Annotated in this window: 25 protein-coding genes and 1 pseudogene; 8 read left to right on the top strand and 18 right to left on the bottom strand. The window is 70.1% G+C overall.

Annotated elements, in window-relative coordinates; translation table 11 throughout:
• Positions 1–167 precede the first annotated feature (167 nt).
• Together GEV07_09065 and GEV07_09060 are read right to left on the bottom strand one after the other, a co-directional pair.
• Positions 168–374 (bottom strand): hypothetical protein, encoded by a 207-nt coding sequence (locus GEV07_09065; protein ID MQA02851.1) that lies wholly within the window; start codon positions 372–374, stop codon positions 168–170.
• Positions 364–1,725, bottom strand: coding sequence for a PspC domain-containing protein (locus tag GEV07_09060; GenBank protein MQA02850.1), 1,362 nt, complete (start codon positions 1,723–1,725; stop codon positions 364–366). The genes GEV07_09065 and GEV07_09060 overlap by 11 nt, the downstream gene beginning before the upstream one ends.
• A gap of 47 nt (positions 1,726–1,772) precedes the next feature.
• On the opposite strand from GEV07_09060, the gene GEV07_09055 reads away from it, so the two are divergent.
• Positions 1,773–2,975 carry a PspC domain-containing protein gene (locus GEV07_09055; GenBank protein ID MQA02849.1) on the top strand — a complete coding sequence of 401 codons (1,203 nt, stop codon included), beginning with the start codon at positions 1,773–1,775 and terminating at the stop codon, positions 2,973–2,975.
• Positions 2,968–3,633, top strand: coding sequence for a response regulator (locus GEV07_09050; protein ID MQA02848.1), 666 nt, complete (start codon positions 2,968–2,970; stop codon positions 3,631–3,633). The genes GEV07_09055 and GEV07_09050 overlap by 8 nt, the downstream gene beginning before the upstream one ends.
• A gap of 42 nt (positions 3,634–3,675) precedes the next feature.
• On the opposite strand, the gene GEV07_09045 is transcribed toward GEV07_09050, so the two are convergent.
• The 10 genes from GEV07_09045 to GEV07_09000 all read right to left on the bottom strand — a co-directional run bounded on the left by GEV07_09045 (position 3,676) and on the right by GEV07_09000 (position 11,064).
• Complete coding sequence (locus GEV07_09045) at positions 3,676–4,020, bottom strand: substrate-binding domain-containing protein (protein MQA02847.1); 345 nt, start codon at positions 4,018–4,020, stop codon at positions 3,676–3,678.
• On the bottom strand, positions 3,942–4,328 hold the full coding sequence (locus GEV07_09040; protein ID MQA02846.1) for a substrate-binding domain-containing protein: 387 nt from the start codon (positions 4,326–4,328) through the stop codon (positions 3,942–3,944). Before GEV07_09040 ends, GEV07_09045 begins: the two co-directional genes overlap by 79 nt.
• A gap of 121 nt (positions 4,329–4,449) precedes the next feature.
• Positions 4,450–5,508, bottom strand: coding sequence for an ABC transporter permease (locus GEV07_09035; GenBank protein ID MQA02845.1), 1,059 nt, complete (start codon positions 5,506–5,508; stop codon positions 4,450–4,452).
• Positions 5,505–6,275, bottom strand: coding sequence for an ATP-binding cassette domain-containing protein (locus GEV07_09030; GenBank protein ID MQA02844.1), 771 nt, complete (start codon positions 6,273–6,275; stop codon positions 5,505–5,507). Before GEV07_09030 ends, GEV07_09035 begins: the two co-directional genes overlap by 4 nt.
• A 118-nt stretch (positions 6,276–6,393) precedes the next feature.
• The gene (locus tag GEV07_09025; GenBank protein ID MQA02843.1) at positions 6,394–6,582 is read right to left on the bottom strand and encodes a hypothetical protein; all 189 of its coding nucleotides are present in this window, start codon (positions 6,580–6,582) and stop codon (positions 6,394–6,396) included.
• On the bottom strand, positions 6,575–7,297 hold the full coding sequence (locus GEV07_09020; protein MQA02842.1) for a hypothetical protein: 723 nt from the start codon (positions 7,295–7,297) through the stop codon (positions 6,575–6,577). Before GEV07_09020 ends, GEV07_09025 begins: the two co-directional genes overlap by 8 nt.
• A complete protein-coding gene (locus GEV07_09015) occupies positions 7,294–8,145 on the bottom strand; it encodes a BtpA/SgcQ family protein (GenBank protein MQA02841.1) in 852 nt (283 codons plus the stop codon). Before GEV07_09015 ends, GEV07_09020 begins: the two co-directional genes overlap by 4 nt.
• Positions 8,142–9,071, bottom strand: a complete 930-nt coding sequence (locus GEV07_09010) for a hypothetical protein (GenBank protein ID MQA02840.1) — start codon at positions 9,069–9,071, stop codon at positions 8,142–8,144. The genes GEV07_09015 and GEV07_09010 overlap by 4 nt, the downstream gene beginning before the upstream one ends.
• On the bottom strand, positions 9,068–9,823 hold the full coding sequence (locus tag GEV07_09005; protein MQA02839.1) for a UTRA domain-containing protein: 756 nt from the start codon (positions 9,821–9,823) through the stop codon (positions 9,068–9,070). Before GEV07_09005 ends, GEV07_09010 begins: the two co-directional genes overlap by 4 nt.
• 77 nt (positions 9,824–9,900) lie before the next feature.
• Positions 9,901–11,064: an aminotransferase class I/II-fold pyridoxal phosphate-dependent enzyme gene (locus tag GEV07_09000; GenBank protein MQA02838.1), complete on the bottom strand. Its 1,164-nt coding sequence runs from the start codon at positions 11,062–11,064 to the stop codon at positions 9,901–9,903.
• Between the two features lie 71 nt (positions 11,065–11,135).
• On the opposite strand from GEV07_09000, the gene GEV07_08995 reads away from it, so the two are divergent.
• On the top strand, positions 11,136–11,897 hold the full coding sequence (locus GEV07_08995; GenBank protein MQA02837.1) for a helix-turn-helix domain-containing protein: 762 nt from the start codon (positions 11,136–11,138) through the stop codon (positions 11,895–11,897).
• Positions 11,887–12,831: a prolyl aminopeptidase gene (gene pip / locus GEV07_08990; GenBank protein MQA02836.1), complete on the top strand. Its 945-nt coding sequence runs from the start codon at positions 11,887–11,889 to the stop codon at positions 12,829–12,831. The genes GEV07_08995 and pip overlap by 11 nt, the downstream gene beginning before the upstream one ends.
• A gap of 5 nt (positions 12,832–12,836) precedes the next feature.
• Here the strand turns inward: pip and GEV07_08985 are convergent, their stop codons facing one another.
• From GEV07_08985 to GEV07_08965, 5 genes and pseudogenes are all read right to left on the bottom strand, one after another.
• The gene (locus tag GEV07_08985) at positions 12,837–13,619 is read right to left on the bottom strand and encodes an alpha/beta hydrolase (GenBank protein MQA02835.1); all 783 of its coding nucleotides are present in this window, start codon (positions 13,617–13,619) and stop codon (positions 12,837–12,839) included.
• A 142-nt stretch (positions 13,620–13,761) separates the two neighbouring features.
• Positions 13,762–14,168, bottom strand: a pseudogene (locus GEV07_08980) (SAM-dependent methyltransferase).
• 25 nt (positions 14,169–14,193) lie between these two features.
• The gene (locus tag GEV07_08975) at positions 14,194–14,571 is read right to left on the bottom strand and encodes a Rieske 2Fe-2S domain-containing protein (GenBank protein ID MQA02834.1); all 378 of its coding nucleotides are present in this window, start codon (positions 14,569–14,571) and stop codon (positions 14,194–14,196) included.
• A complete protein-coding gene (locus GEV07_08970) occupies positions 14,561–15,655 on the bottom strand; it encodes an amidohydrolase family protein (protein MQA02833.1) in 1,095 nt (364 codons plus the stop codon). Before GEV07_08970 ends, GEV07_08975 begins: the two co-directional genes overlap by 11 nt.
• Positions 15,656–15,759: 104 nt before the next feature.
• The gene (locus tag GEV07_08965) at positions 15,760–16,446 is read right to left on the bottom strand and encodes a PIG-L family deacetylase (protein ID MQA02832.1); all 687 of its coding nucleotides are present in this window, start codon (positions 16,444–16,446) and stop codon (positions 15,760–15,762) included.
• 131 nt (positions 16,447–16,577) lie between these two features.
• Here GEV07_08965 and pcrA point away from each other — a divergent pair, with 131 nt between their 5' ends.
• On the top strand, positions 16,578–18,950 hold the full coding sequence (gene pcrA / locus GEV07_08960) for a DNA helicase PcrA (GenBank protein ID MQA02831.1): 2,373 nt from the start codon (positions 16,578–16,580) through the stop codon (positions 18,948–18,950).
• 51 nt (positions 18,951–19,001) lie between these two features.
• Positions 19,002–19,433 carry a methylmalonyl-CoA mutase gene (locus tag GEV07_08955; protein MQA02830.1) on the top strand — a complete coding sequence of 144 codons (432 nt, stop codon included), beginning with the start codon at positions 19,002–19,004 and terminating at the stop codon, positions 19,431–19,433.
• Here GEV07_08955 and GEV07_08950 read toward each other — a convergent pair.
• The gene (locus tag GEV07_08950; GenBank protein MQA02829.1) at positions 19,430–19,855 is read right to left on the bottom strand and encodes a DUF1707 domain-containing protein; all 426 of its coding nucleotides are present in this window, start codon (positions 19,853–19,855) and stop codon (positions 19,430–19,432) included. The two genes, GEV07_08955 and GEV07_08950, sit on opposite strands and share 4 nt — an antisense overlap.
• A 218-nt stretch (positions 19,856–20,073) precedes the next feature.
• Between GEV07_08950 and sucC the strand changes: the two genes are divergently transcribed.
• Both sucC and sucD read left to right on the top strand, forming a co-directional pair.
• A complete protein-coding gene (sucC, locus tag GEV07_08945; protein MQA02828.1) occupies positions 20,074–21,261 on the top strand; it encodes an ADP-forming succinate--CoA ligase subunit beta in 1,188 nt (395 codons plus the stop codon).
• A complete protein-coding gene (gene sucD, locus GEV07_08940; GenBank protein ID MQA02827.1) occupies positions 21,258–22,139 on the top strand; it encodes a succinate--CoA ligase subunit alpha in 882 nt (293 codons plus the stop codon). Before sucC ends, sucD begins: the two co-directional genes overlap by 4 nt.
• The last annotated feature ends 55 nt before the right edge of the window (positions 22,140–22,194 follow it).

Raw genomic sequence — 22,194 nt, 5'->3', positions numbered from 1 at the left:
CGCAATCGTTCAACTGGACCTACACCCGCGACGACCTCAACCAATTCCTGGCCCACCTGCGGCTACACGACCCAGTCACATCCCCACCAGTGAGCCGACCGGCCGCATGACCCCGACGAACTAACGGAGATGCCCACTAGCTCTGCGTCCCGGGCGACGCCTGGCGGCTAGTCGGGGGCGTGCGGGGGCCGGGCGCGGCGGTTGCGTTCGAAGCGCCGGTTGAGCACTGCGGCCGTGCCGAGCCCGACGAGCAGCAGCGGGATCACCGCGAGCAGCGGCACCGGCCGGGTGACCACGTCCAGCAGGAAGATGCCGGCGATCGCGAGCAGCACGAGGCCGCCGACGAGCGCGCCCCAGTTCGTCCTATGCAGCACGCCGCACCTCCACCACGCCGGTGTCGAGGGTCAGGTCGAGCGCCACGACCGGCGCCTCCGGCTGCGCGCGGGCCGGTCCGGGGCCGCTCTGCGCCGGGTAGTCACGGCGTACCCGCGCGCCGTTGCCGCCGAGCTCCTCACCGAAGGCCTGGATGCTGCACCTGTCGCACTGCACGGCCAGCTCCACGTGTGCGGTTCGCGGGACGCGCACCACGAGCCGACCGGCGTCCATCCGGGCCGTCGCGGGGTAGGCCTGGTCGGCCTGCATGGGCACCTTCGTGAGGTCGAGCCGCGCCATGCCCACGCCGGCGGTGTACGGGTGCTGTGCGGCGAGCTGCGCCTGCGAGGTCGGGCGCCAGACGACGGGAGCCCACTCCACGTCGGCGGCCGGCCCGGTGACGACGGTCGCCGCGCCGAGCGCGAGCACGAGCAGCACGCCCCAGAACTGCACCCTGGCCCGTCCCACCCAGGCCGAGAGCACCAGCCCTAGCCCCAGCGTGCCGAGCGCGGCGGCCAGCGGCACGCGGACGTCGCCGGCGACGTGCCCGGTGTGCTGCAGCCAGGCCAGGCCGCCGCCGACGGCGACGGCGAGCAGCCAGACGACCCCGGTGATCGACCGGATGCGCGGTGGGTCCGGCGCCTGCGGCTGCGGCTGCCGCAACGTGGCGAAGTCGACGTACGCCTGCTGTGTCGCGGCCGCCGGCGCGGCCAGGTGTGGCGTCGGCGCGGGTGACGGCGGTGGGCCCGGCTGTGGTGGCGCCGGTGGTACCTCGGTCGGCTGGGCCGGTGGGGCGGCGGCGTCCGGGGCCGGCGCTGGCCGGCCGTCCGCATCGCGCCACAGGTCCCTGAACGTCACGCCGCGGCGGTGCGCGACCAGGACGGCCAGCCCGGCGATCACCACGATGCTCAGCGAACCGCCGCCGAACACGCCGGACAGCCCACCGAGCACGACCAGCAGGCCGACGATGGCCAGCAGCAGGCCCGCGGTCCGCATCCCGCGTGCGCGGGAGCCGGCCAGCAGCCGGCCGAGCGGGGCGGTGCCGGTGCGGGCGTCCGGGATCAGCAGCACGGCTGCGCCGTACAGCACCAGCCCGGCGCCGCCGACCACCGTGAGCACGACGGTCAGCACGCGGTAGATGATCGGGTCGATGTCGGTGTACTCGGCGAGCCCGCCGCACACCCCGCCGATCACCCGGTTCTCGGCGCTGCGCTGCAGCGGCAGGTCGGGCCCAGGCGGCGCTGGGTCCGACCGCCCCGATTGCCGCGCCGGCTCCTCCATGACACCCATCCTGGCCTGGCCGCCGCGGCGGCGGCATCGGGGATCACCCTGACCGGTCCGGGAGCCGGTCACGGGTGGTCCCCGATGTGTGCTGGGCGAATTCGTGTGAGTATCGGTGTGTGGCAACCGTGGCGCGCAAGCCGCGCAAGCTCTACCGCGAGCCGGACCGCCGGCTGCTCGCGGGCGTCTGCCGTGGTCTCGCCACCCACCTGGGGCTGGACGTGACGATCGTCCGCATCGCGTTCGTGCTCCTCACGGTGACCAGCCTCGTCGGCGTGGTGGTCTACGCGGCGCTGTGGTACTTCGTGCCGCTGGCGCCCGAGCCGGAAGGCGTCGTGGAGCAGCCACGGCGGAAGAAGAAGGACCTGGGGCAGATCGCCGGCCTGATTGCGTTGACCCTCGGCCTGGTCGTCTTCCTCCAGATGGTCGGCTGGAGCGTGCCGAGCCAGATCCTGTGGCCGATCGTGGTCGTCGGCGTGGGTGCGGCGTTCCTGTGGCAGCAGGCCGACGACGCGCAGCGGGTGCGGCTGCGCAAGGCGGCGAGCGGCCGTGCGGCGGTCGTACGTATCGGCGCGGGCATCCTGCTGGTCGTCGGTGGCCTCATCGGCTTCCTCTCGCTGCGCGGCAACTTCAGCCAGCTCGGCAACAGTGTGCTCTTCGCCGCCGTGTCGGCCGCCGGCATCATCGTCATCGCCGCGCCGTTCGTCACCAAGCTGACCCGCGACCTCTCGGTGGAGCGCAGGGAGCGGATCAGGCAGGAGGAGCGCGCCGAGCTCGCCGCGCACGTCCACGACTCCGTGCTGCAGACGCTGACCCTGATCCAGCGCAACGCCGGCGACGCGCGCGCGGTGCAACGCCTCGCGCGGGCGCAGGAACGAGACCTGCGGGGCTGGCTGTACAAGCCGCCGCAGGACAAGGAGACCAACCTCGCCGCGGCCGTCGAGGCGGAGGCGGCGGACGTGGAAGACCACCATGCCGTGTCGATCGACGTCGTGGTGGTCGGCGACTGCCCGCTGGACGAGAAGCTCGCCGCGCAGCTGCAGGCCGCGCGCGAGGCGATGGTCAACGCCGCCAAGCACTCCGGAGTGGAGACACTGTCGGTGTACGTGGAGGTCGAGCCTGACCAGGTGACCTTGTTCGTGCGCGACCGCGGGAAGGGGTACGACCAGGACGCCGTACCCGCCGACCGGATGGGCCTGCGCCAGTCGATCGTGGGACGGATGGAACGCAACGGGGGCCGCGCGGTGATCCGTAGCTCGCCCGGCGAGGGCACCGAGGTGCGCCTCGAGATGAAGCGAGAGAGGGGACCTGAGGATGAGTGACGTCGAGCAGAACGAGGTGCCGGGACCGCCGCGGGTGGTCATCGTCGACGACCACCGGATGTGGCGTGCCGGCGTGCGTGCCGAGCTCGGCGACGAGGTCGACATCATCGGCGAGGCGGGCGACGTCGAGGAGGCCTGCGTCGTCATCGAGGCGAAGCAGCCCGACGTGGTGCTCCTGGACGTGCACATGCCGGGCGGCGGCGGCCGCGAGGTGCTGCAGCGGCTGCAGCCGAAGCTGCCTGACGTCAGTTTCCTCGCGCTTTCGGTGTCGGACGCCGCCGAGGACGTCATCGCGGTCATCCGCGCCGGCGCGCGCGGTTACGTCACGAAGTCGATCTCCGGCGCCGAGCTGGCCGCGGCGATCAAACAGGTCTCCGAGGGCGATGCGGTGTTCTCGCCGCGGCTGGCCGGCTTCGTGCTGGACGCGTTCTCGTCCACCGAGGTGCCGCCGGTGGACCCGGACCTGGACCGGCTGAGCCCGCGCGAACGCGAGGTGATGCGGCTGATCGCCCGCGGCTACGCGTACAAGGAAGTGGCGAAGGAGCTGTTCATCTCGGTGAAGACCGTGGAGACGCACGTGTCCGCCGTGCTGCGCAAGCTGCAGCTGTCCAACCGGCACGAGCTCAGCCGCTGGGCCGCAGACCGCCGCCTCGTCTGAGGCGGCCGGTGGGCAGCGCGCCGCTGCCCACCGGCGGCGAGGTCAGCACGTCGAGTTGTACTCGTACTTGTCGGCCAGCTCGTGCTGCTTGCTGTCGATGACCACGAGCTCGGTGAGCTTCCGCTTGGGCACGTCCGCCTCCTTCATCAGCTTGTCGGCGAGCTGCATGGTCACCCGTCCCTCTTGCGCCGGGTTTTGCGCGATGAGCGCGGAGATGGTGCCGTTCTTCAGCGCATTGACCTCGGCCGGGGCCGCGTCGTACGCGATCAGCTTGACCTTCTTGGTGGCGTTCGCCTGCTTGAGACCGGTCACCGCTCGCCGAGCTCCTTGGCGAGCTTGTCCGCGGCGAGTTCCCCGCCGTGCACGTTGCTGGTGATGACCTGGGATTCGGGCAGCTTGGTATTGCTCAGCGTCTGGTCGACGGTGACGACCCGCGTGCCTGCCTGGGTCAGCTGCCGCACCGGCGGCACGAGCGCCTGCGCGTCGGTCGGTACGACCGCCGCGACCGCCGGGTTCTGGGCGCGGACAGCGTTGACGACAGGCACCTGTGAGTCCGCGGCGAACTGCTCCGGGGCGGATACCTTCAACGAGAGGTCGAGCTTCTTCGCCTCGGCCTTCGCCCCGCAGGCCAGGGCCTGGTAGAAGGGACTGCCTTTCACACCGAGTACGAGGGCGACATTCCTGTCGTCCGGCATCTTCGCTTCGTTTCCCGGGGTCGTGGAGCCCGAGGTACAGGCGGTGAGGCCGAGGGCGGACACGGTGGCAAGGACGAGTACAGAACGTCTCACGGGTTTCTCCAGTCGGTTGGGGGAAGGGCTACGTGCGGAGATAGCGGCGACGTTTGAGCTGGTCGATGAAGACGGCGAGGATGAGTACGGCCCCCATCGCGACCGTCTGCCAGAACGGCGGTACTCCGAGGATGACGAAGCCGTTCAACAAGGTGATGGGGATGAAGACCCCGACGAGTGTGCCGAGAACCCCGCCGACGCCCCCGAACAGGCTCGTACCGCCGAGCACGACGGCGGAGATCGTGGACAGGTTGTCGGTCGCGTGGCCACCGATGGTGGTCGTGGCGAACCTCGCGATGGACATCACACCGGCCACCCCGGCGAGTGCGCCGCACAGGACGTACACGCGCAGCAGTTGGGACCGCACGGGGATGCCCGCGCGCCTGGCGGCCTCCCGGTTGGAGCCGACCGCATAGGTGCGTTCACCGAACCTGGTCATGTGCAGGCAGACCGCTGCGAGGACCGTGATGACCACACCGATGACGATGAGCGTCGGGATGCCGGCGAACTTCCCCGTGCCGATCATGCCGACCAGTCGCTCCGGGACCGCCCTGACATCCTCGCCGTCGGTGATGATCTGCGCGAATCCCAGTGCCATGCCCATCGTGCCCAACGTGACGACGAGCGCAGGGATGCGCACGAACGCGACGAGCAGGCCGTTGAGCAGACCCCACCCCGCACCGGCGGCGATCGCCGCGACAGCGCCGACGGCGATGATCCCCCAGTTTGCGTCAGTGGTGCCGTACGTCGTGCCTTGGGCGCCCGACAGCGCCAGCATCAGCTTCGCGCCGACGACCGAGGAGAACACGAGCACCGAGCCGACCGAGAGATCGATGCCCGCGGTGATGATGACGAAGGTCTGCCCGATGGCGAGCACGAGCAGGATCGCCGCGTCGACCGCCAACGTGGACAGGTTGTATGCCGTGGCGAACTGTTCCGGACGCAGCACGGTGAAGATGCCGCCGAGGAGTAGCAGCAGGACGAATATCCAGCCGCGGGTCAGCCGGCGTGTCCACTGGGTTCGTGCGCTCTCCACCGGTGCCTCGATGACGGCAGATGGCTGTGGTTGCTTCTGGGTCGTGGTCATGCCGCGGCTCCCTGGTCGATCGTGCCGCTGGTCATCGCCTTGATCAGGTCCTCGACCTCGGCTTCGCCGCTGTCGAAGGTGGCGACCTGCTGGCCCAGCCTGAGCACCTCGATGCGGTCGGCGATGTCCAGTACCTGGGGCATGTTGTGGCTGACGAGCACCACCGCGATGCCGTCGTCCCTGACCGACTTGATGAGGTCGAGCACGCGTCCGGTCTGCACGACGCCGAGGGCGGCCGTCGGCTCGTCCATGAAGATCACCTTGTCCGCCCACATCGCGGCCCGGGCGATGGCTATCGACTGCCGTTGTCCACCGGACAGGGACGCCACCGGTACGTCCGGGGAGCGCAGTGTGATGCCGAGTCTGGCGAACTGTACGGTAGCGACCTTGCGCATGCTCCTGCGGTCGACGAACCCGAGCTTGCCGAGCAGGCCGCTGCGGAGCGTCTCGTTGCCGAGGAAGAGGTTCTGTGCGGCGGCGAGCTCGGGAGCGAGCGCGAGGTCCTGGTAGACCGTGGCGATGCCGAGCTGCTGTGCGTGCGAGGGACTGGTGAGCTCGATCGGCTCGCCGTCGAGGAAGAGCTGTCCCGCGTCCGGTCCGTCCGCGCCGGACAGGATCTTCACCAACGTGGACTTACCGGCACCGTTGTCACCGATGAGCGCGCAGATCTCGCCGGGGTAGACGCTGAAGTTCGCGTTCTCCAAGGCGTGTACGTGACCAAAGCTGCGGCCGATCCCGCGAGCCTCGAGCAGGGCGGTCTCAGCCATGAGTGGTCTCCTGCGCTGTGCCGAGACCGATGTTGTTCGCGGCCTCGAACCACTCCGCATAGCCGGCGTCGACGAGTCGCCGCCAGTGGTCGAAGGCGGTCTCCGCGTCGGGGAAGTTTCAGATCTCCACCGTGGAGTAGTCGCTCTGCCCGCGGACGGAGAAAGTTCCCTGGGACGAGCCGCCGCGCTGATGGCTGGCCTCGCGTACGGCCAGGAACTTGGCGCGCTCGCCGGTACGCTGCTGCTCGTCGAGCTCGTACCAGGCTGTTCTCGGGCGGCTGTAGTGGATCCATACGAGATCAGACATCGGTGTCCTCCTCGAGCAGTGCGAGCAATGGCCTGCGCCGGCCTACGTAGTGACGCGACGTGCCGAACTTGAAGTCGGCGACCCGCTCGTGTTCGCGCATCGCGCGATCGAGCATCTCGACACTCGGCACCTCCCAGAGACCCACGTGGTGCCACCGGCTCGACCAGTCGAGCCGGTGCCGGCCGGCGATGCGGGCACCGCCTTGTACGTCGTGCGTGAACGCCACATCGCACTCGGCGTCGTATGCGCTGCGTTCCTCAGCGGTCGCTGCCTGCCAGGCGTCGTTCCACTGCCACAGTGCGATGAACCCCCAGGGATGGTCGGTCGGCTCCGTGGTCGGTGCGACAGGGGCGAACTCGCGGATGCCGAGCAGCCACTCGGTGCGGGCGAGCGTCCCCCAACCGGCTTCCTCGAGTGCGATGGTGCCCTGCAGTGCCTGCTGGGAATCTGGCGCTTCGAACGCGCCGGCGAAGTCGATGTCGTGCGCGAACCCGGTCGCGTAGCAGGCGGGCGAGTTGCTCTCGCCGAACATGTGCCGGACCGACAGCGACCACCCGTCCGCCGCCAGTTGGTCGAGCGCGGTGTGAACACCGGCCACTGCGGTGAGGCGGCTGCGCCGCGATACGCCGTGTTGGCGGCGGGCCAGAAACAGCACGACGCAGGCTTCGCCGCCGGCTGCGGCGAAGACGTCCGTCGCGTCGGTCAGGGACGTCATTCCCGGGTCCGGTACTTGTCGACGGCCGTCATCAGCCGTTCCACCCGCGCAGGATCGACCGGGTTCCACCACCTGCCCTCGTGCTTCAGCCACTGGCCGACGATCGCGCCGTCGGCCACACCGAAGAGCCGATCGACCTGGTCGGAGTCGAGCCCGGAGCCGACGATGACCGGCAGCACCGTGCCCTTGCGTACTTCGTGGACCTCCTCGGGTGAGGTCGGTGACCCGGTTCTCGTGCCCGTGGCGATGAGAACGTCGGCATCGAACCACTCCGCGTCCGTCGCCTGCTCGTCGACGCTGCGATCCGACGTGATCGCGTGCGCGCCGAACTTGACGTGTACGTCGGCGAACACGTGTACGTCGTGTGCGCCGATGGCTTTGCGGTACCGCATCGCCCGCGGTGCGGGACCGTCGAGGAAGCCCTCGTTCGCGACGTACGCGTTCACCCACTGGTTGGCACGGACCCACCGGGCGTCCACCGCCTTCGCGACCGCAAGTGCGGGAATCACGGCGTTGGCGACGCACGTGATACCGATCGGGACGTCGCTGACCGAGCGAATCTCGAGGCAGGCGGCGGTGAGTGCGGCAACGGTCTCGGGGCCGACGTCATCCGGGCGGGCGAACGGCATGTCGCTGGCGTTCTCGACCATGATGCCGTCGATGTCGCCCTCGCTCAGTACCCGCGCGTCCCGTGCCGCTGCCGCGTAGATGTCGGCGACCGGCTCGCCGCCGTAACGTGGTGCGCCGGGTAGCGGTGGCAGATGGATGACCCCGATCACCGGTTTCGGCTGTGCGAACAGAGCGCACAACGCGTCCGGCTTGGGCGGGAGTACCCCCTGGATTGTCATGGACCAACCGCTCCTCGCTGTTCTGTGGGTTGGGAGAGCCTCGCCTTCACGGCCGTCGGCGTCGGGTACGCCGGATGCGCGCCGAGGCCGGCGCAACTCAGTGAAGCCGCGGCTACCGCGTAGGCGAGGGCGTCGGGGGCAGCGTCCCCGTGCAGGGTTCGCGCCACGTACGAGCCGGCGAGGCAGTCACCCGCACCGGTTGTGTCCACGACGTCGACGGCGGTGGCCGGCGGCTCGACCCGTATCGACGTCCCGGCGGTCACGAGCGTGGCGCCGGCGGGTCCCGCGGTCATGACGAGGTGCTGCGCACCGGCTGCCGTGAGCTGTTCCGCGGCGTCCTGACCGAGCAGCGCAGCGGCACGGGTGTTGCAGAAGACCACCGCGGCGCCGCGGAGTACGTCCGCCAGGACCGCGAGCCCGTTACCGAGCGTCGCCGGCTCGAGGTCCACCGACCATGGGATCGCCGCCTGCCGGCAGCGATCGACGAGCCGTCGGGCGGCGACGGCGTCGTAGGCCGCGGTGTGCATCCAGCCGACCCCGTCGAGCCGCAGCGTCCCGCACCGCTGGACGCTCGGGTAGAACTGTGAGCCGGGCGCGAGGACCAGGCGCTTCTCGCCGTGCCCGTCGAGCAGGATCAACGCACGTGCCGTCCGGTCCGAGTCGTGTTCGGCGCGTACGTCCACGCCGGCGGCGCGCAGACCGCGCAGGCATTCCGCGGCCGCCGTGTCCTGGCCTAGTGCCGTCTCCAGTCGGACCGGTGCTCCGGCGACGGCCGCGGCGATCGCTGAGTTGGCGGCCACACCGCCGACACCCTCGACCAGCCGGTGCGCGAGGACCTTCTCGTCCGGGGCGGGCACCTGGTCGACGAGCACGGTCGTGTCCAGGCTGGCGTCGCCGACCACCAGCACGGTCGCTGTGCTGGTCATGGGCGGGCCAGCTCCATCCTGAACCGGTAGCGATCTGCGCGGTAGTGCAGAACCACGTACTCGACCGGCCTGGAGTCTGCGGTGCTCGCCAGCCGGCGTGCGATCAGTACCGGCGCGCCCCGTTCGATCCTCAGTTGCTCGTCGATCGGAGGCTGCGCGACGCCCCCTTCGATGTACTCCTCACCCAGGGCGATACGCACTCCTGCCGTGTCCTCGAGCCAGCGGTAGAGCGACGTCGAGTCCATCGTTTCGAGTGTCGGCCGGTCGCTGGTGGGTACGACCGACGGTTCGAGCCAGGATCGGCTGGAGGCAAGAGGCTGGCCGTCGGCAAGGAGTAGCCGCTCGATATGGACCAGCCTGGTGCCACGTTTGATGTCCAGCTTGGCCGCGACCTCCGCGGGTGCACGGACGACGCTGACATCGAGAGTGCGATAGCTGGGCGTCAGGTTGCGCGCCTTCATGTCCTCGGCGAACGACGCCAGCAGGTTCAGCGGTTGATCCACCTTCGGCGGCAGCACGATCGAGCCGCGGCCAGCCTTGCGTTTGACCAACCCCTCGTGTTCCAGCTGGTCAAGCGCCGAACGCGCGGTTGTGCGGCTGACTCCGAAGCGCCGGATCAATGCGGACTCCGGCGGCAAGGTGTCGCCGGGTGCGAACTCACCTGCGGTCACCGCAGAGCGGAGCCGATCACTGATCTGGAACCACAGTGGCACCGGTCCCTCTTCGAGGTCTGTCTCCGCCCATCGCATCATCGCATCGTCGCAATGTCATGTCATTTGTCAACCCACGATGACGGATAGAAGTCGAACGGTGTCGGTACCGCGGTGGTTTACAGAGAGCTGACGGTGTCGGCGATCGCGGTCAGTGCCGTCTGGATGTTGGCGACCGAGTTGGCGTACGACAGGCGTAGGTAGCCCTCGCCGTAGCGGCCGAACGAGCTGCCGGAGAGGCAGGCGACGCCGGCCTCGTCGAGTAGCCGCTCCTCCAGGTGTTTGGCGTCGACGCCGAGTGCGCGCACGTTCGGGAACGCGTAGAACGCGCCCGCCGGGGCCACGCAGGAGATGCCGGGGATCTCGTTCAGCCCGTCGACGACGACCTGGCGGCGGGTGCGGAACTCCTCGACCATCGCGTCCACCGGTTGCCAGGGGCCGTTCAGCGCGGCGATGGCCGCGTGCTGGCTGAACGCCGACGTGCACGACACCGAGTTCACCACCAGCCTGGTCAGCGGCTCGACCAGCGCTTGCGGGAAGACGCCGAAGCCGAGCCGCCAGCCGGTCATGGCGAACGTCTTCGACCAGCCGTCGAGCAGGATGGTGCGGTCGGCCATGCCGTCCACGTCGAGGACGCTGGCGTGCTCACCGTCGTAGCGGATCGCCCAGTAGACCTCGTCGGAGAGCACGGTGAGGTCGTGCCTGATGGCGATCTCGGCGATCGCCTCGCAGTCCGCGCGGGTGAGCGCGCCGCCGCACGGGTTGTGCGGCGAGTTCAGGATCAACAGCTTTGTCCGGCTGGTGACCAGCGACTCCAGCTCCGCCGGGTCCAGCCGGAACCCGTTCCCCTCGCGCAGTGGCGCCGGTACGGGGGTGGCGCCGACGAACGACGCGATCGACTCGTACATCGGGAAGCCGGGGTCGGGGTAGATGACCTCGTCGCCGGTGTCGCACAGCGCGAGCATGGTGTACCACATGATCGGCTTCGCGCCCGGCGTGATGATCACCCGGTCCGGGCTCGTACGCAGCCGCCCGGTGCGTTCGAGGAACTCGGCCACCGCCTCCCGCGCCGCGGGGATGCCGGGCGCGGGCACGTAGTGCGTCTCACCGGCGCGCAGCGCCTCGGCCGCGGCGTCGGCGACGTGCGCGGGGGTGTCGAAGTCGGGCTCGCCGATCTCCAGGTGCACGACCAACCGGTCGGCCGCTTCCATCGCTTTCGCCCTGGCCAGCACCTCGAACGCCGATTCGGTGCCCAGCCTGTCCATCCGCGCCGCAAGTTCCATACGGGGAGCCTACTCACAGGCGCCGGGTACCGCGGCTTCTACCATGGTCGCGGTCATTGGGATGGAGCGTCGTGCGAACGCTGGAGACGGTCGACCGTGCGTTGCAACTCCTCGCGTTGTTCGAGCAGCCACGCCAGGAGCTGACCGTTGGTGCGCTCGCGGCGAAGCTGGGTGTGCACCGCAGCGGTGCGTCGCGGCTGGCCGGCACGCTGGCCGAGCGCGGGTTCCTCGAGCGGTCACCGCACAGCGACGCGTACCGGCTGGGGCCGCAGCTGCGGCGGCTCGGCATGCTCGCGGTGGCGTCAAGCGACCTGGTGGCGGCCGCCAGGCCGGTGATGGCCAAGCTGGCGGACCGGGTCGACGAGACCGTGGTGCTCTCGGTGCTCGACGGCCACGAGGCCGTCGACGTCGCGCAGGTCGACGGCTCGCATCTGATCGGCGCCAAGCAGTGGGTCGGCCAGCGCTCGCCGCTGCACGCGACGTCGGACGGCAAGATATTCCTCGCCTTCTGCGCCGTCGACCTCGATCTCGTGCCGCTGACCGCGGTTACCGAACGCACCATCACCGAGCGGGCCGAGGTGGAGGCCGAGGTGCAGCGGGTGCGTGCGCGTGGCTGGGCGGGCGCGGAAGGCGAGATGGAGAGCGGCCTGAACGGTGCGGCGGCGCCGATCAGGGACCACCAGGGCGGCTGCGTGGCGGCGCTGAGCATGTCGGCGCCCGAGTACCGGCTGCCGGCCGAGCGGTTGCCTGTACTGGGTGACCAGGTACGTACGGCCGCCGACGAGGTCGCCGCCACGCTGGGCTACGTGCCGCAGGCCACCGATGACCGCTGACGTGGAGCCGTACGAGTCCGGCATGCTGGCGGTCGGCGACGGCCACAGCGTCTACTGGGAGACCGTCGGCGACCCCGCAGGAACGCCTGCGGTGTACCTGCACGGCGGGCCGGGTAGTGGCAGCAAGCCGTTCGCCAGGCGGTACTTCGACCCGCACAGGTACCGCGCGGTGCTGTTCGACCAGCGTGGCTGTGGCCGGAGCACGCCGCTGGCGAGCGGACCGGACGCCGACCTGACCACGAACACCACCTCACACCTCGTCGCGGACATCGAGCGGCTGCGTGAGCACCTGGGCATCGACCGCTGGGTGGTCGTGGGCATCTCCTGGGGTGTCACCCTGGCCCTGGTGTACGCGCAGGCGCACCCGGAGCGGGTGCTCGGCATGGCGCTCGGCGCGGTCACCGCAGGCACCCGCGGCGAGATCGACTGGATCACCCGCGAGATGGGGCGGGTCTTCCCGCGCGAGTGGCAGGAGTTCGCCGCGGCCGTGCCGGCCGCCGAGCGCGACAACCTCGCCGCGGCCTACGCGCGGCTGCTTGCCGACCCCGACCCGCGGGTGCACGAGCGCGCCGCGAGGCAGTGGTGCACGTGGGAGGACACCTACGTGGCGCTGATGCCCGGCTGGACGCCGAACGCCAGGTACGACGACCCGGAGTTCCGTAGCGTCTTCGCCCGGTTGGTCACGCACTACTGGGGCAACCACTGCTTCCTGGCGGAGAACCAGGTGTTCGACGACATGCACCGCCTGGCGGACATCTCGGCCGTGCTCGTGCACGGCCGGCACGACGTTTCGAGCCCGCTGGACACCGCGTGGCGCCTCCACCAGGCGTGGCCGACCAGCCGCCTCGTCGTAGTGGGCGACGCCGGGCACGGCGGCGGTGGCTTCAGCGGTGCGTTGCTTGCCGCTGTGGATTCGTTCGTCGCGCCGGCCTGAACCGGTCAGCGGGGTGCGGTGGTGGCCAGCACGTCGGCGAAGAAGGCGCTCACCGTGGGGAGCACCAGCGTGCCCTCGTGCGCGACGCCGTCGACCAGGTCGAAGCGGACCGCGATGCCGTGCCCCTCGTAGTTCCTGCGTAGCGTCTGTAGCCGCTCGATACGGGTGCTGCCGGTCTGCTCGACGCCGTCCATCCAGTTGGTATCGCTGGGGTTGTTGATCTCCCAGGTCTCCACGTCCTCGGCACCGACGACCAGCTGCACGGGCACCTGCCGGATCGCGTCGAGGTCAGGCGGTGCGCCGAAGCGGTCGGCGAAGCCGTGGGTGCCCAGCCACCACGGCTTGCCGTCGTCGAGCTCGGTGATCCGGCCGGGGGCGCCGATCGACGCGGCCGCGAGCCGGTGCGGGTGCAGGTAAAGGAAGCGGTGGGTGAACTGGCCGCCGCCGGAGAAGCCGTGCAGCAGGAACCTGCCCGCGTCGACGGGGAACCGGTCCGCCACCTGGTCCACCATGTCGAGCAGCACCAGGTCGAAGCGGATGTCGCGGTACGCGATGAACTTGAAGTTGTGCAGGTCGTCCGGGTCGACGATGCCCGCGGGGAACAACGGCGCGAGCACCACGCACCTGTGTGCCTCGCAGAAGTCGGCCATCGCGTCGCGGTACTGGCCGGCGGTACGCCCGGTGCCGTGCTGGATCACGATCAGCGGGTACCGCTGTGGGTCGCCGTCGCGGTGGTGCGGCACGTAGAGGCAGTAGCTGAACCGCTGGTCGGTGCGCGACGCGAACATCGTCGTCGCACCTGTCTCGTAGAACAGCTTCGGATCGCGTATCTTGCCCGCGGCCACTGCGCCACCCCCGTCTGCTCCGGCGGTCTGGATGCTACTGGCGCACCGGTGCCAGGCAAGACCTTTGCCGCGGCCGCAGCAACGGTCAGCCGAGGTCGACCTCGGTGCCGTCGACGAACAGCCGCCCTGCGGGGGTGAGCGCCGCGGCGATCCGCCGTCGCGCGAGCACGCCTGCACGGGGGTTCCGGCCGTCGAGGGCGCCGACCCGTACGGCGAACGCGAGGTCGTACGGCGCCTCGCCGGGGAGCAGCTCGAAGTCCTCGGCGGCGACCTGGCGTACGCTCAGCCGCCCGGCGGCGATCTCCGCCGCCGCGTTCCGCTCGGTCAGGGCGACGCCCTTCGCGGAGCGGTCGATCACCAGGACGTGCCCGTCGCCCTCGCGACCGCTCTGGCCGCAGCGCCTGGCGCGCCGCCGACCTCGAGCACCCGCAGCCCGGGGCGCAGCGGCAGCGCGTCCACGACGGCCGCGAGCCGCGGGGAGAGTCCGGCCATGCGCAGAGTCAACCACGCACCGCCGTCAGAGGTGGACGACCACCTGGTCGTCGTCGACGGTCACCGGGTAGCTCTTCGTACGGATCCGCGGGTCGACGATGGCGACACCGGTGGCGATCTCGAACTCCCAGCCGTGCCACGCACACCGCACGATCTCGCCGGACCGGCCGTAGGTGTACGTGCGGTTGCTGGTCGGCAGCGTGGTGCCGGTGATCGGGCCCTCGCAGAGTGCGCCGCCCTTGTGCGGGCAGCGGTTGCGCAGCGCGTAGAACTCGCCGGCGACATTGAACACGCCGATCTGGGTGTCGCCGACGGAGACCACCCGGCGGGTGCCTGGTGGCAGCTCGCTGACCGGGCAGACCACGTGCCCGGTCGTCGCAGGGGCGGCGGCGTCAGTGGACATCGGCGGGCTCCGCGGCCTCGGCGCGTGCCGGCAGGCCGTAGACCTGGCGGGCGTTCGTGTCGAGCACCTGGTCGCGCCAGTCCGGCGGGATGCGCAGGTACGTCGGGTCGTCGAAGTCCCAGTGCGGGTAGTCGGACGCGAACATCAGCATGTCCTTCGCGCCGATGTCCTCGAGCGCGGGCCACATGTTCGCCGGCTTGCGCGGCTGTTCAAGGGGCTGGGTGGTCAGCCTGATGTGGTCGCGCGCGTACTCACTGGGCAGCCGGCGCAGCCACGGCGTCTCCTTGCGCAGCGCCTTGAAGTCCGAGTCGAGCCGCCACAGCAGGGCGGGTACCCACGCGATCCCGCACTCGACGAGGACGAACCTGGTGTTCGGCCACTTCTCGAACACCCCGTGCGCGATCGCGCTCGCCAGGTGCCCCATGCCGGTCTCGCACAGCAGCGAGTGCGCCTCCCAGAAGAACGTCGGCGGCCCGCAGCCGGTCGGGTTGGCGTTGAGCCCGCCCTGCCCGCCGAGGTGCGCGGCGAACGGCAGCCCGGTCTCCGCGCACGCCTCCCAGATCGGGTGGAAGAACGGGTCACCGAACGGCCGCTGCGAGCCGCTGGAGACGAGCACCTGCACGAGCTGTGGGTGGCCGGCGAGCCGCCGGATCTCCGCCGCAGCGCCCTCGGGGTTCTGCGGTGCGACCACGATCGAGCCGAGCAGCCGCTGGTCGAGTGACAGCCACTGGTCGACCAGCCAGTCGTTGTGTGCCGTGGCGAGAGCCTGCGCGTAGTATGGGTTGGCGAGCGTGGACACCTCGACGCCCTCGTCGCCGGTGAGCACGACGTAGTCCAGGTCGTACCTGTCGAGCAGCTGGTCGCGCATCAGGTCGTAGTCGGAGCCCGGCGTCGAACCGTCCGCGGGCAGCGTGTCGTAGCGCATGAAGCCCTCGGGGTGCAGCCACGCCCGGTGCGTGTGCGGGAACGCGCCCTTGGGGCCGGGCAGCTCGCCGCGGTCCAGGTAGTCCCTGAACGTGGGCTCCAGGTACGGCAGGAGCACCTCCGCGGAGCTCCAGCTGTTGTGTACGTCGCAGTCGATCATCACGCCACCCAGTCGTGCCATTTCGGCAACACAAGCGCTATATGGCAACACTAGCGTCGTGGGCGTGCCGCGGGCTTGTCAAGACGGGGCGGCGTGGGTCGAGCTCAGCCGGTGGCGATGACGTAGAACGCCTCGGCCAGCCGGTCCTCGCCCAGGCCGTGTTCCTCGGCCAGGGTGCCGAGGTACCCGCGCAGCATGCCCTCCAGGTCGTCGTGGTGCGCGGTCTGGCTCTTGTGCGCCCGCAGCGCGGCGAGCTTGCGCTCGAAGACCTCGGTGATGTCCACCGCGTGGTTCGTCTTCGGGTGCGCCATGATCCAGGTCTCCGGCACCGTCCACGCCTCCAGGCCCTCCGCGCGCAGCTCGGGGAAGGTGAACGGGTTGCGGGCGTCCGGGTAGATGGCGTTGAGCGCGGCCTCGCCCGCCGCGCGGTGGTCCGGGTGTGACGGGTAGATCCGCTCGTAGATGATCTCCGGGCTGGGGATCAGGATGCGGTCCGGCCGCACCTGGCGGATCACCCTGGCGATGTCGCGGCGCAGCTCGAGCGACACCTCCAGGTAGCCGTCGGCGTAGCCGAGGAAGTGCAGCTCGTCCACGCCGACCTCGGCGGCCGCGTCGGTCTGCTCGCGGCGCCGCAGCGGCCCCATCTCCGCGCGCGGGAAGTCCAGGTCGAAGCCGCCGGCGTCGCCGTCGGTGACGATGCAGTACGCCACGTCGACGCCGCTGCTCGTCCAGGTCGCCACGGTGCCGGCCGCACCGAAGTCGATGTCGTCGGGATGGGCCGCTACCAACAGGGCCCGCTTGATCTCGGAACACCACGCCGTTCATCCTAGGAGCGAAACCCGCCAACCGGACCGGACGATGGTCCTAGGCCTCGGCAAGGGAAGCCGGGGGCTGTCCCGGCGACGGCTTAGACTCGGGCGTGATGTCGACGCTCTTCGGTGACCTGCTGCCAGAACACCAGCCCGCGACGGCCGACGCCGAGACGCCGTCGGCCGGCAGACGGGGGCGCGTCGACGTGGAGCAGCTGCTCGTCGGGCTCAACCCGCAGCAGCGGGAGGCGGTCACGCACGTCGGCTCGCCGTTGCTGGTCATCGCCGGTGCCGGGTCGGGGAAGACCCGGGTGCTCACCAACCGCATCGCGTACCTGCTCGGCGAGCGCGGCGCGCACCCTGGCTCGATCCTCGCGATCACCTTCACCAACAAGGCGGCCAGGGAGATGCGCGAGCGCGTCGAGGCGCTGGTCGGCGGGCGCGCGCGGGCGATGTGGGTGATGACGTTCCACTCCGCCTGCGTGCGCATCCTGCGCAAGGAGGCGAAGCACTTCGGGTTCTCCGGCCAGTTCTCCATCTACGACGCCACCGACAGCCAGCGGCTGATGACGCTTGTCTGCCGTGACCTCGACCTCGACCCGAAGCGCTACCCGCCGCGGCAGGTCGTGAACGCCGTCTCGAACCTGAAGAACGAGCTGATCGACTACGAGGAAGCCACCGCCAAGGCCGAGACGCACTGGCAGCGCACCGTCGCCGAGTGCTACACGATGTACCAGAAGCGGCTGCAGCAGGCGAACGCGTTCGACTTCGACGACCTGATCATGACCACCGTGCACCTGCTGCAGGCGTTCCCCGACGTCAAGGAGCACTACCGGCGGCGGTTCAGGCACGTCATGGTCGACGAGTACCAGGACACCAACCACGCCCAGTACGTGCTCGTACGGGAGCTGACCGGCGGCGACGTCGACCACGCCGAACGGCGGACCGCCGACGGCGACCCGGTCGGTGACGCGGAGGCCGTGCAGGCGCCGCCGTCCGAGCTGTGCGTGGTCGGCGACGCCGACCAGGCGATCTACGCGTTCCGCGGCGCGACCATCCGCAACATCATGGAGTTCGAGCGCGACTTCCCGAACGCGAAGACCGTGCTGCTCGAACAGAACTACCGCTCCACCCAAACCATCCTCACCGCGGCGAACGCAGTCATCGCCCGCAACGAGGGGCGGAAGGCGAAGAACCTCTGGTCCGCCGCCGGCAAGGGCGACCAGATCGTCGGCTACGTCGCGGACAGCGAGCACGACGAGGCGGCGTTCGTCGCGCGCGAGATCGACGAGCTCAACGACCAGGGCAAGGCGAAGTACGGCGACGTGGCGGTGTTCTACCGCACGAACGCCCAGTCGCGTGTCTTCGAGGAAGTGCTGATCCGGGTCGGGCTGCCGTACAAGGTGGTCGGCGCGGTGCGGTTCTACGAGCGCAGGGAGGTGCGCGACCTGCTCGCGTACCTGCGGGTGCTCGCCAACCCCGACGACACGGTGTCGCTGCGCCGCATCGTGAACGTACCGAAGCGCGGCATCGGCGACCGGGCGGAGGCCTGCCTGGACGCGTTCGCGAACCAGCAGGACATCAGCTTCTACCAGGCGGTGCAGCGCGCCGGCGAGGTGTACGGGCTGGCCACCAGGTCGATGAATGCAGTGCAGGAGTTCGCCGCGCTGATAGCCGAGCTGCGTGCGATGGTCGAGACCGGTGAGTCGCCGTCCAGCATCGCCGAGGAGGTGCTCGCGAAGAGCGGGTACCTCACCGAGCTGAGCGAGTCGCGCGACCCGCAGGACGAGACCCGGGTGGAGAACCTGCAGGAGCTGGTGTCGGTCGCGCGCGAGTTCGAGGAGTCGAGCGAGGGGGAGGGCACCCTCGCTCGACTCCTCGAGCGGGTGTCGCTGGTGGCCGACGCCGACCAGATCCCGGAGGGCGAGGACCACGGCGGCATGATCACGCTCATGACGCTGCACACGGCCAAGGGGCTGGAGTTCCCCGTGGTGTTCCTCACCGGCCTGGAGGACGGGGTGTTCCCGCACCAGCGCAGCCTCGGCGACAGCAAGGAGCTGGAGGAGGAGCGGCGGCTGGCGTACGTCGGCATCACCCGGGCCAGGCAGCGGCTGTACGTCTCGCGGGCCGAGGTGCGTACGGCGTGGGGCTCGCCGTCGTACAACCCGCCGTCGCGGTTCCTGCAGGAGCTGCCGGTGGACCTGCTCGACTGGCAGCGCACCGGCGGCAGTGGCCGTTCGACCGACCGGCGGCCCAGGGAGCCGGCGAGTGCCGGGCTGGCCAGCCAGCCGGGAGTCCGTACGCTCGGCAACCGGCAGGTGCCCGAGCTGTCCATCGGCGACCGGATCAACCACGACCGGTTCGGCATGGGCAAGGTCGTCGGCGTATCCGGCGGCGGCGACAAGGCGCAGGCGAAGATCGACTTCGGCGCGGACGTCGGCGAGAAGACCTTCGTGCTCCGCTACGCCCCGATCCAGAAGCTCTGACCGCCGCCCGGCAGCTACCCTGGTCTGCGGACGGGGTGCGAGGAGGCGAAGATGGCCAGTAGCAGGCTGCGGATCGTCGTCGGCAAGCCCGGGCTGGACGGGCACGACCGGGGTGCGAAGGTCGTCGCCCGTGCGCTGCGCGACGCCGGCATGGAGGTCATCTACACCGGTCTGCACCAGACACCGGAGCAGATCGTCGAGGCGGCCATCCAGGAGGACGCCGACGGCATCGGCCTCTCCGTGCTCTCCGGCGCGCACATGACGCTGTTCGCCCGGGTCGTCGAACTGTTGAAGGAGCGCGACGCCGCCGACATCGTGGTCTTCGGCGGCGGCATCATCCCCGAGGCGGACATCCCCGAGCTCGAGCAGCTCGGCGTGGCAAAGGTCTTCGGCCCCGGCGCCACCACCCACGACATCGTCACCTGGGTACGCACACACGTCGACGGCGCGGCCCCGGCCGACCCGCAGCACGCCCAGGCCTAGCCCTTCCTCCGGTACGGCTTCTTCAGCACGATCCAGATGACCGCCGCGGCGGCGAGGATCGTGATCAGCGGGTGCGCGGTGAGCAGGTTCCCCAGCCAGGACAGCCCGACCAGTGACGCGATCACCAGCGCGATGATGGCGAGCACCTTGACCGCACCCGTGCGCTCCTTGGGTTTCTGCGCCTGCCGGGCCGGGGCGACCGCGTTCCCCGGCGACGCCGCGCCTGGCAGGTCAGCCGCCAGCGCGGTCAGCTCGTGCAGGTACGTCGCCGCGTACGCGCGCTCCATCCGATGGTTGAACTCCGCGTAGCCGATGTGGCCAGTCTCATAGTGCTTGCGCAGCGCCTCGACGGTCCGTTCCCGTTCGGCGTCCGATGCACGCAATCCGGACTGCGCGCCTGCGGTGGCTTCCCTCATCGTCATCTCGACCTCCTCCGGTGCCAGTCTCGCGGTGGCGGGCCGTCCTGGCGTCCGGGAACGACCCTGACGGCACCCTGAACCGGAGAGCGCAATGCGAGGGAGAACACACCGCTGACCCGGATGCCACTCTCGGCACCGCAGCGGCGACCCGTTACCCTCACGAAGGGCCGCGTGCGGCTGAGGTGCGCGGACACGGACGTGGACGTCGGAACGGACACCCAGTGGATCTTTACGAGTACCAAGCCAAAGAGCTCTTCGCGAAGCACGGCGTACCGACCATGGCCCAGGAGGTCGTGGCCACACCCGATGCCGCGAAGGAAGCGGCGGAGCGGTTCGGCACCACCACCGTCGTCGTCAAGGCACAGGTCAAGACCGGTGGTCGTGGCAAGGCCGGTGGCGTCAAGCTGGCCGAGACGCCGGATGACGCAGCACAGAAGGCCGGGGAGATCCTCGGCCTGGACATCAAGGGCCACATCGTAAGGAAGGTCCTGGTTACGCCCGCGGAGGAGATCGCCGAGGAGTACTACTTCTCGTTCCTCGTGGACCGCGGCAACCGCACCTTCCTGGCGATGGCGTCCAAGGAGGGCGGCGTCGACATCGAGGAGGTCGCCCGTACCCAGCCGGAGGCGCTCGCGAAGGTGCCCGTGGACGCCGTGACCGGCGTCGACGAGGCCAAGGCGCGCGAGATCGCCGTCGCGGCGAAGTTCCCCGACGAGGTCGTGGACGAGACGGCCGGCGTCATCGTCAAGCTGTGGGAGTGCTTCGTCGGCGAGGACGCCAGCCTGGTCGAGGTGAACCCGCTCGTGCGGACCGAGGCGGGCCGGATCGTCGCGCTGGACGGCAAGGTCACCCTCGACGAGAGCGCCGACTTCAGGCACCCCGACCACGAGCAGTTCGCGGACATCGCCGCGACCGACCCGCTCGAGGTGAAGGCCAAGGAGAAGGGCCTGAACTACGTCAAGCTGGACGGGTCCGTCGGCATCATCGGCAACGGCGCGGGCCTGGTGATGAGCACGCTGGACGTGGTCGCGTACGCCGGGGAGAAGCACGGCGGCGCGAAGCCGGCGAACTTCCTCGACATCGGCGGCGGCGCGTCGGCGGAGATCATGGCCAACGGCCTCGAGGTCGTGCTCGGCGACCCGGGCGTGCGCAGCGTCTTCGTGAACGTGTTCGGCGGCATCACCGCCTGCGACGCGGTGGCGAACGGCGTCGTCGCGGCGTTCCGGATGCTCGAGAGCCGGGGCGAGCCGGTGGACAAGAAGCTGGTCGTGCGGCTGGACGGCAACAACGCCGACGAGGGCAGGCGCATCCTCGACGAGGCCAACCTGCCCGGCGTGGAGCGGGTCGACACCATGGACGGAGCGGCCGACCGCGCCGCGGAGCTCGCGGCCGAGGGGAGCCACGCATGAGTATCTGGCTTGACGAGAACAGCAAGGTCATCGTCCAGGGCATGACCGGTTCCGAGGGCAGCAACCACACCAGGCGGATGCTGGCCGCGGGCACGAACATCGTCGGCGGCGTGACACCGAAGAAGGGCGGCCAGACGGTCGACTTCGACGGCACCCAGGTGCCGGTGTTCGACTCGGTCGCGGACGCGATGGCCGAGACCGGCGCGGACGTCTCGGTGATCTTCGTGCCGGCGAAGTTCGCGCGGACGGCGATGATCGAGGCCGTCGACGCGGGCATCGACCTGTGCGTCGCGATCACCGAAGGCATCCCCGTACACGACACGTCGTACGCGTTCGCGCACAGCCAGGGCAGCAAGACCCGGCTGATCGGGCCGAACTGCCCCGGCATCGCCAGCCCGGACGCGTCGAACGCGGGCATCATTCCCGCGACCATCACCAACTCCGGCCGCATCGGCCTGGTCAGCAAGAGCGGCACGCTGACCTACCAGCTGATGTACGAGCTGCGCGACGTCGGGTTCTCCACCTGCGTCGGCATCGGTGGCGACCCGGTGATCGGCACCACCCACGTGGACGCCCTGCAGGCGTTCCAGGAGGACCCGGAGACCGACTCGATCGTGATGATCGGCGAGATCGGCGGCGACGCCGAGGAGCGTGCGGCCGCGTACATCACGGACAACGTCACCAAGCCGGTCGTCGCGTACGTCGCCGGGTTCACCGCGCCCGAGGGCAAGACGATGGGCCACGCGGGCGCCATCGTGTCCGGCTCCTCGGGCACGGCGCAGGCGAAGGCGGAGGCACTGGGCGAGGTCGGTGTACGGGTCGGCAAGACGCCGAGCGAGACCGCGACGCTGATGCGCGAGGTCATGACCGCGAGCTGACAGGCGCGCTGCGGACGCCGCAGGAGCCCCGCCAGGTGCGGGTGCGCCCTGCGGC

Source organism: Streptosporangiales bacterium (assembly GCA_009379825.1).
Lineage (GTDB): Bacteria > Actinomycetota > Actinomycetes > Streptosporangiales > WHST01 > WHST01.
This window is presented reverse-complemented; position numbering and strand designations above follow the sequence as displayed.

What these genes read in the sequence shown, in the direction of transcription:
- GEV07_09050 (MQA02848.1), top strand. Translation starts at nt 2,968, where the DNA reads ATGAGTGACGTCGAGCAGAACGAGGTGCCGGGACCGCCGCGGGTGGTC.
- GEV07_09040 (MQA02846.1), bottom strand. Translation starts at nt 4,328, where the DNA reads ATGCCGGACGACAGGAATGTCGCCCTCGTACTCGGTGTGAAAGGCAGT.
- GEV07_09035 (MQA02845.1), bottom strand. Translation starts at nt 5,508, where the DNA reads ATGACCACGACCCAGAAGCAACCACAGCCATCTGCCGTCATCGAGGCA.
- GEV07_09030 (MQA02844.1), bottom strand. Translation starts at nt 6,275, where the DNA reads ATGGCTGAGACCGCCCTGCTCGAGGCTCGCGGGATCGGCCGCAGCTTT.
- GEV07_09025 (MQA02843.1), bottom strand. Translation starts at nt 6,582, where the DNA reads ATGTCTGATCTCGTATGGATCCACTACAGCCGCCCGAGAACAGCCTGG.
- GEV07_09020 (MQA02842.1), bottom strand. Translation starts at nt 7,297, where the DNA reads ATGACGTCCCTGACCGACGCGACGGACGTCTTCGCCGCAGCCGGCGGC.
- GEV07_09015 (MQA02841.1), bottom strand. Translation starts at nt 8,145, where the DNA reads ATGACAATCCAGGGGGTACTCCCGCCCAAGCCGGACGCGTTGTGCGCT.
- GEV07_09010 (MQA02840.1), bottom strand. Translation starts at nt 9,071, where the DNA reads ATGACCAGCACAGCGACCGTGCTGGTGGTCGGCGACGCCAGCCTGGAC.
- GEV07_09005 (MQA02839.1), bottom strand. Translation starts at nt 9,823, where the DNA reads ATGATGCGATGGGCGGAGACAGACCTCGAAGAGGGACCGGTGCCACTG.
- GEV07_09000 (MQA02838.1), bottom strand. Translation starts at nt 11,064, where the DNA reads ATGGAACTTGCGGCGCGGATGGACAGGCTGGGCACCGAATCGGCGTTC.
- pip (MQA02836.1), top strand. Translation starts at nt 11,887, where the DNA reads ATGACCGCTGACGTGGAGCCGTACGAGTCCGGCATGCTGGCGGTCGGC.
- GEV07_08985 (MQA02835.1), bottom strand. Translation starts at nt 13,619, where the DNA reads ATGTTCGCGTCGCGCACCGACCAGCGGTTCAGCTACTGCCTCTACGTG.
- GEV07_08975 (MQA02834.1), bottom strand. Translation starts at nt 14,571, where the DNA reads ATGTCCACTGACGCCGCCGCCCCTGCGACGACCGGGCACGTGGTCTGC.
- GEV07_08970 (MQA02833.1), bottom strand. Translation starts at nt 15,655, where the DNA reads ATGATCGACTGCGACGTACACAACAGCTGGAGCTCCGCGGAGGTGCTC.
- pcrA (MQA02831.1), top strand. Translation starts at nt 16,578, where the DNA reads ATGTCGACGCTCTTCGGTGACCTGCTGCCAGAACACCAGCCCGCGACG.
- GEV07_08955 (MQA02830.1), top strand. Translation starts at nt 19,002, where the DNA reads ATGGCCAGTAGCAGGCTGCGGATCGTCGTCGGCAAGCCCGGGCTGGAC.
- GEV07_08950 (MQA02829.1), bottom strand. Translation starts at nt 19,855, where the DNA reads ATGACGATGAGGGAAGCCACCGCAGGCGCGCAGTCCGGATTGCGTGCA.
- sucD (MQA02827.1), top strand. Translation starts at nt 21,258, where the DNA reads ATGAGTATCTGGCTTGACGAGAACAGCAAGGTCATCGTCCAGGGCATG.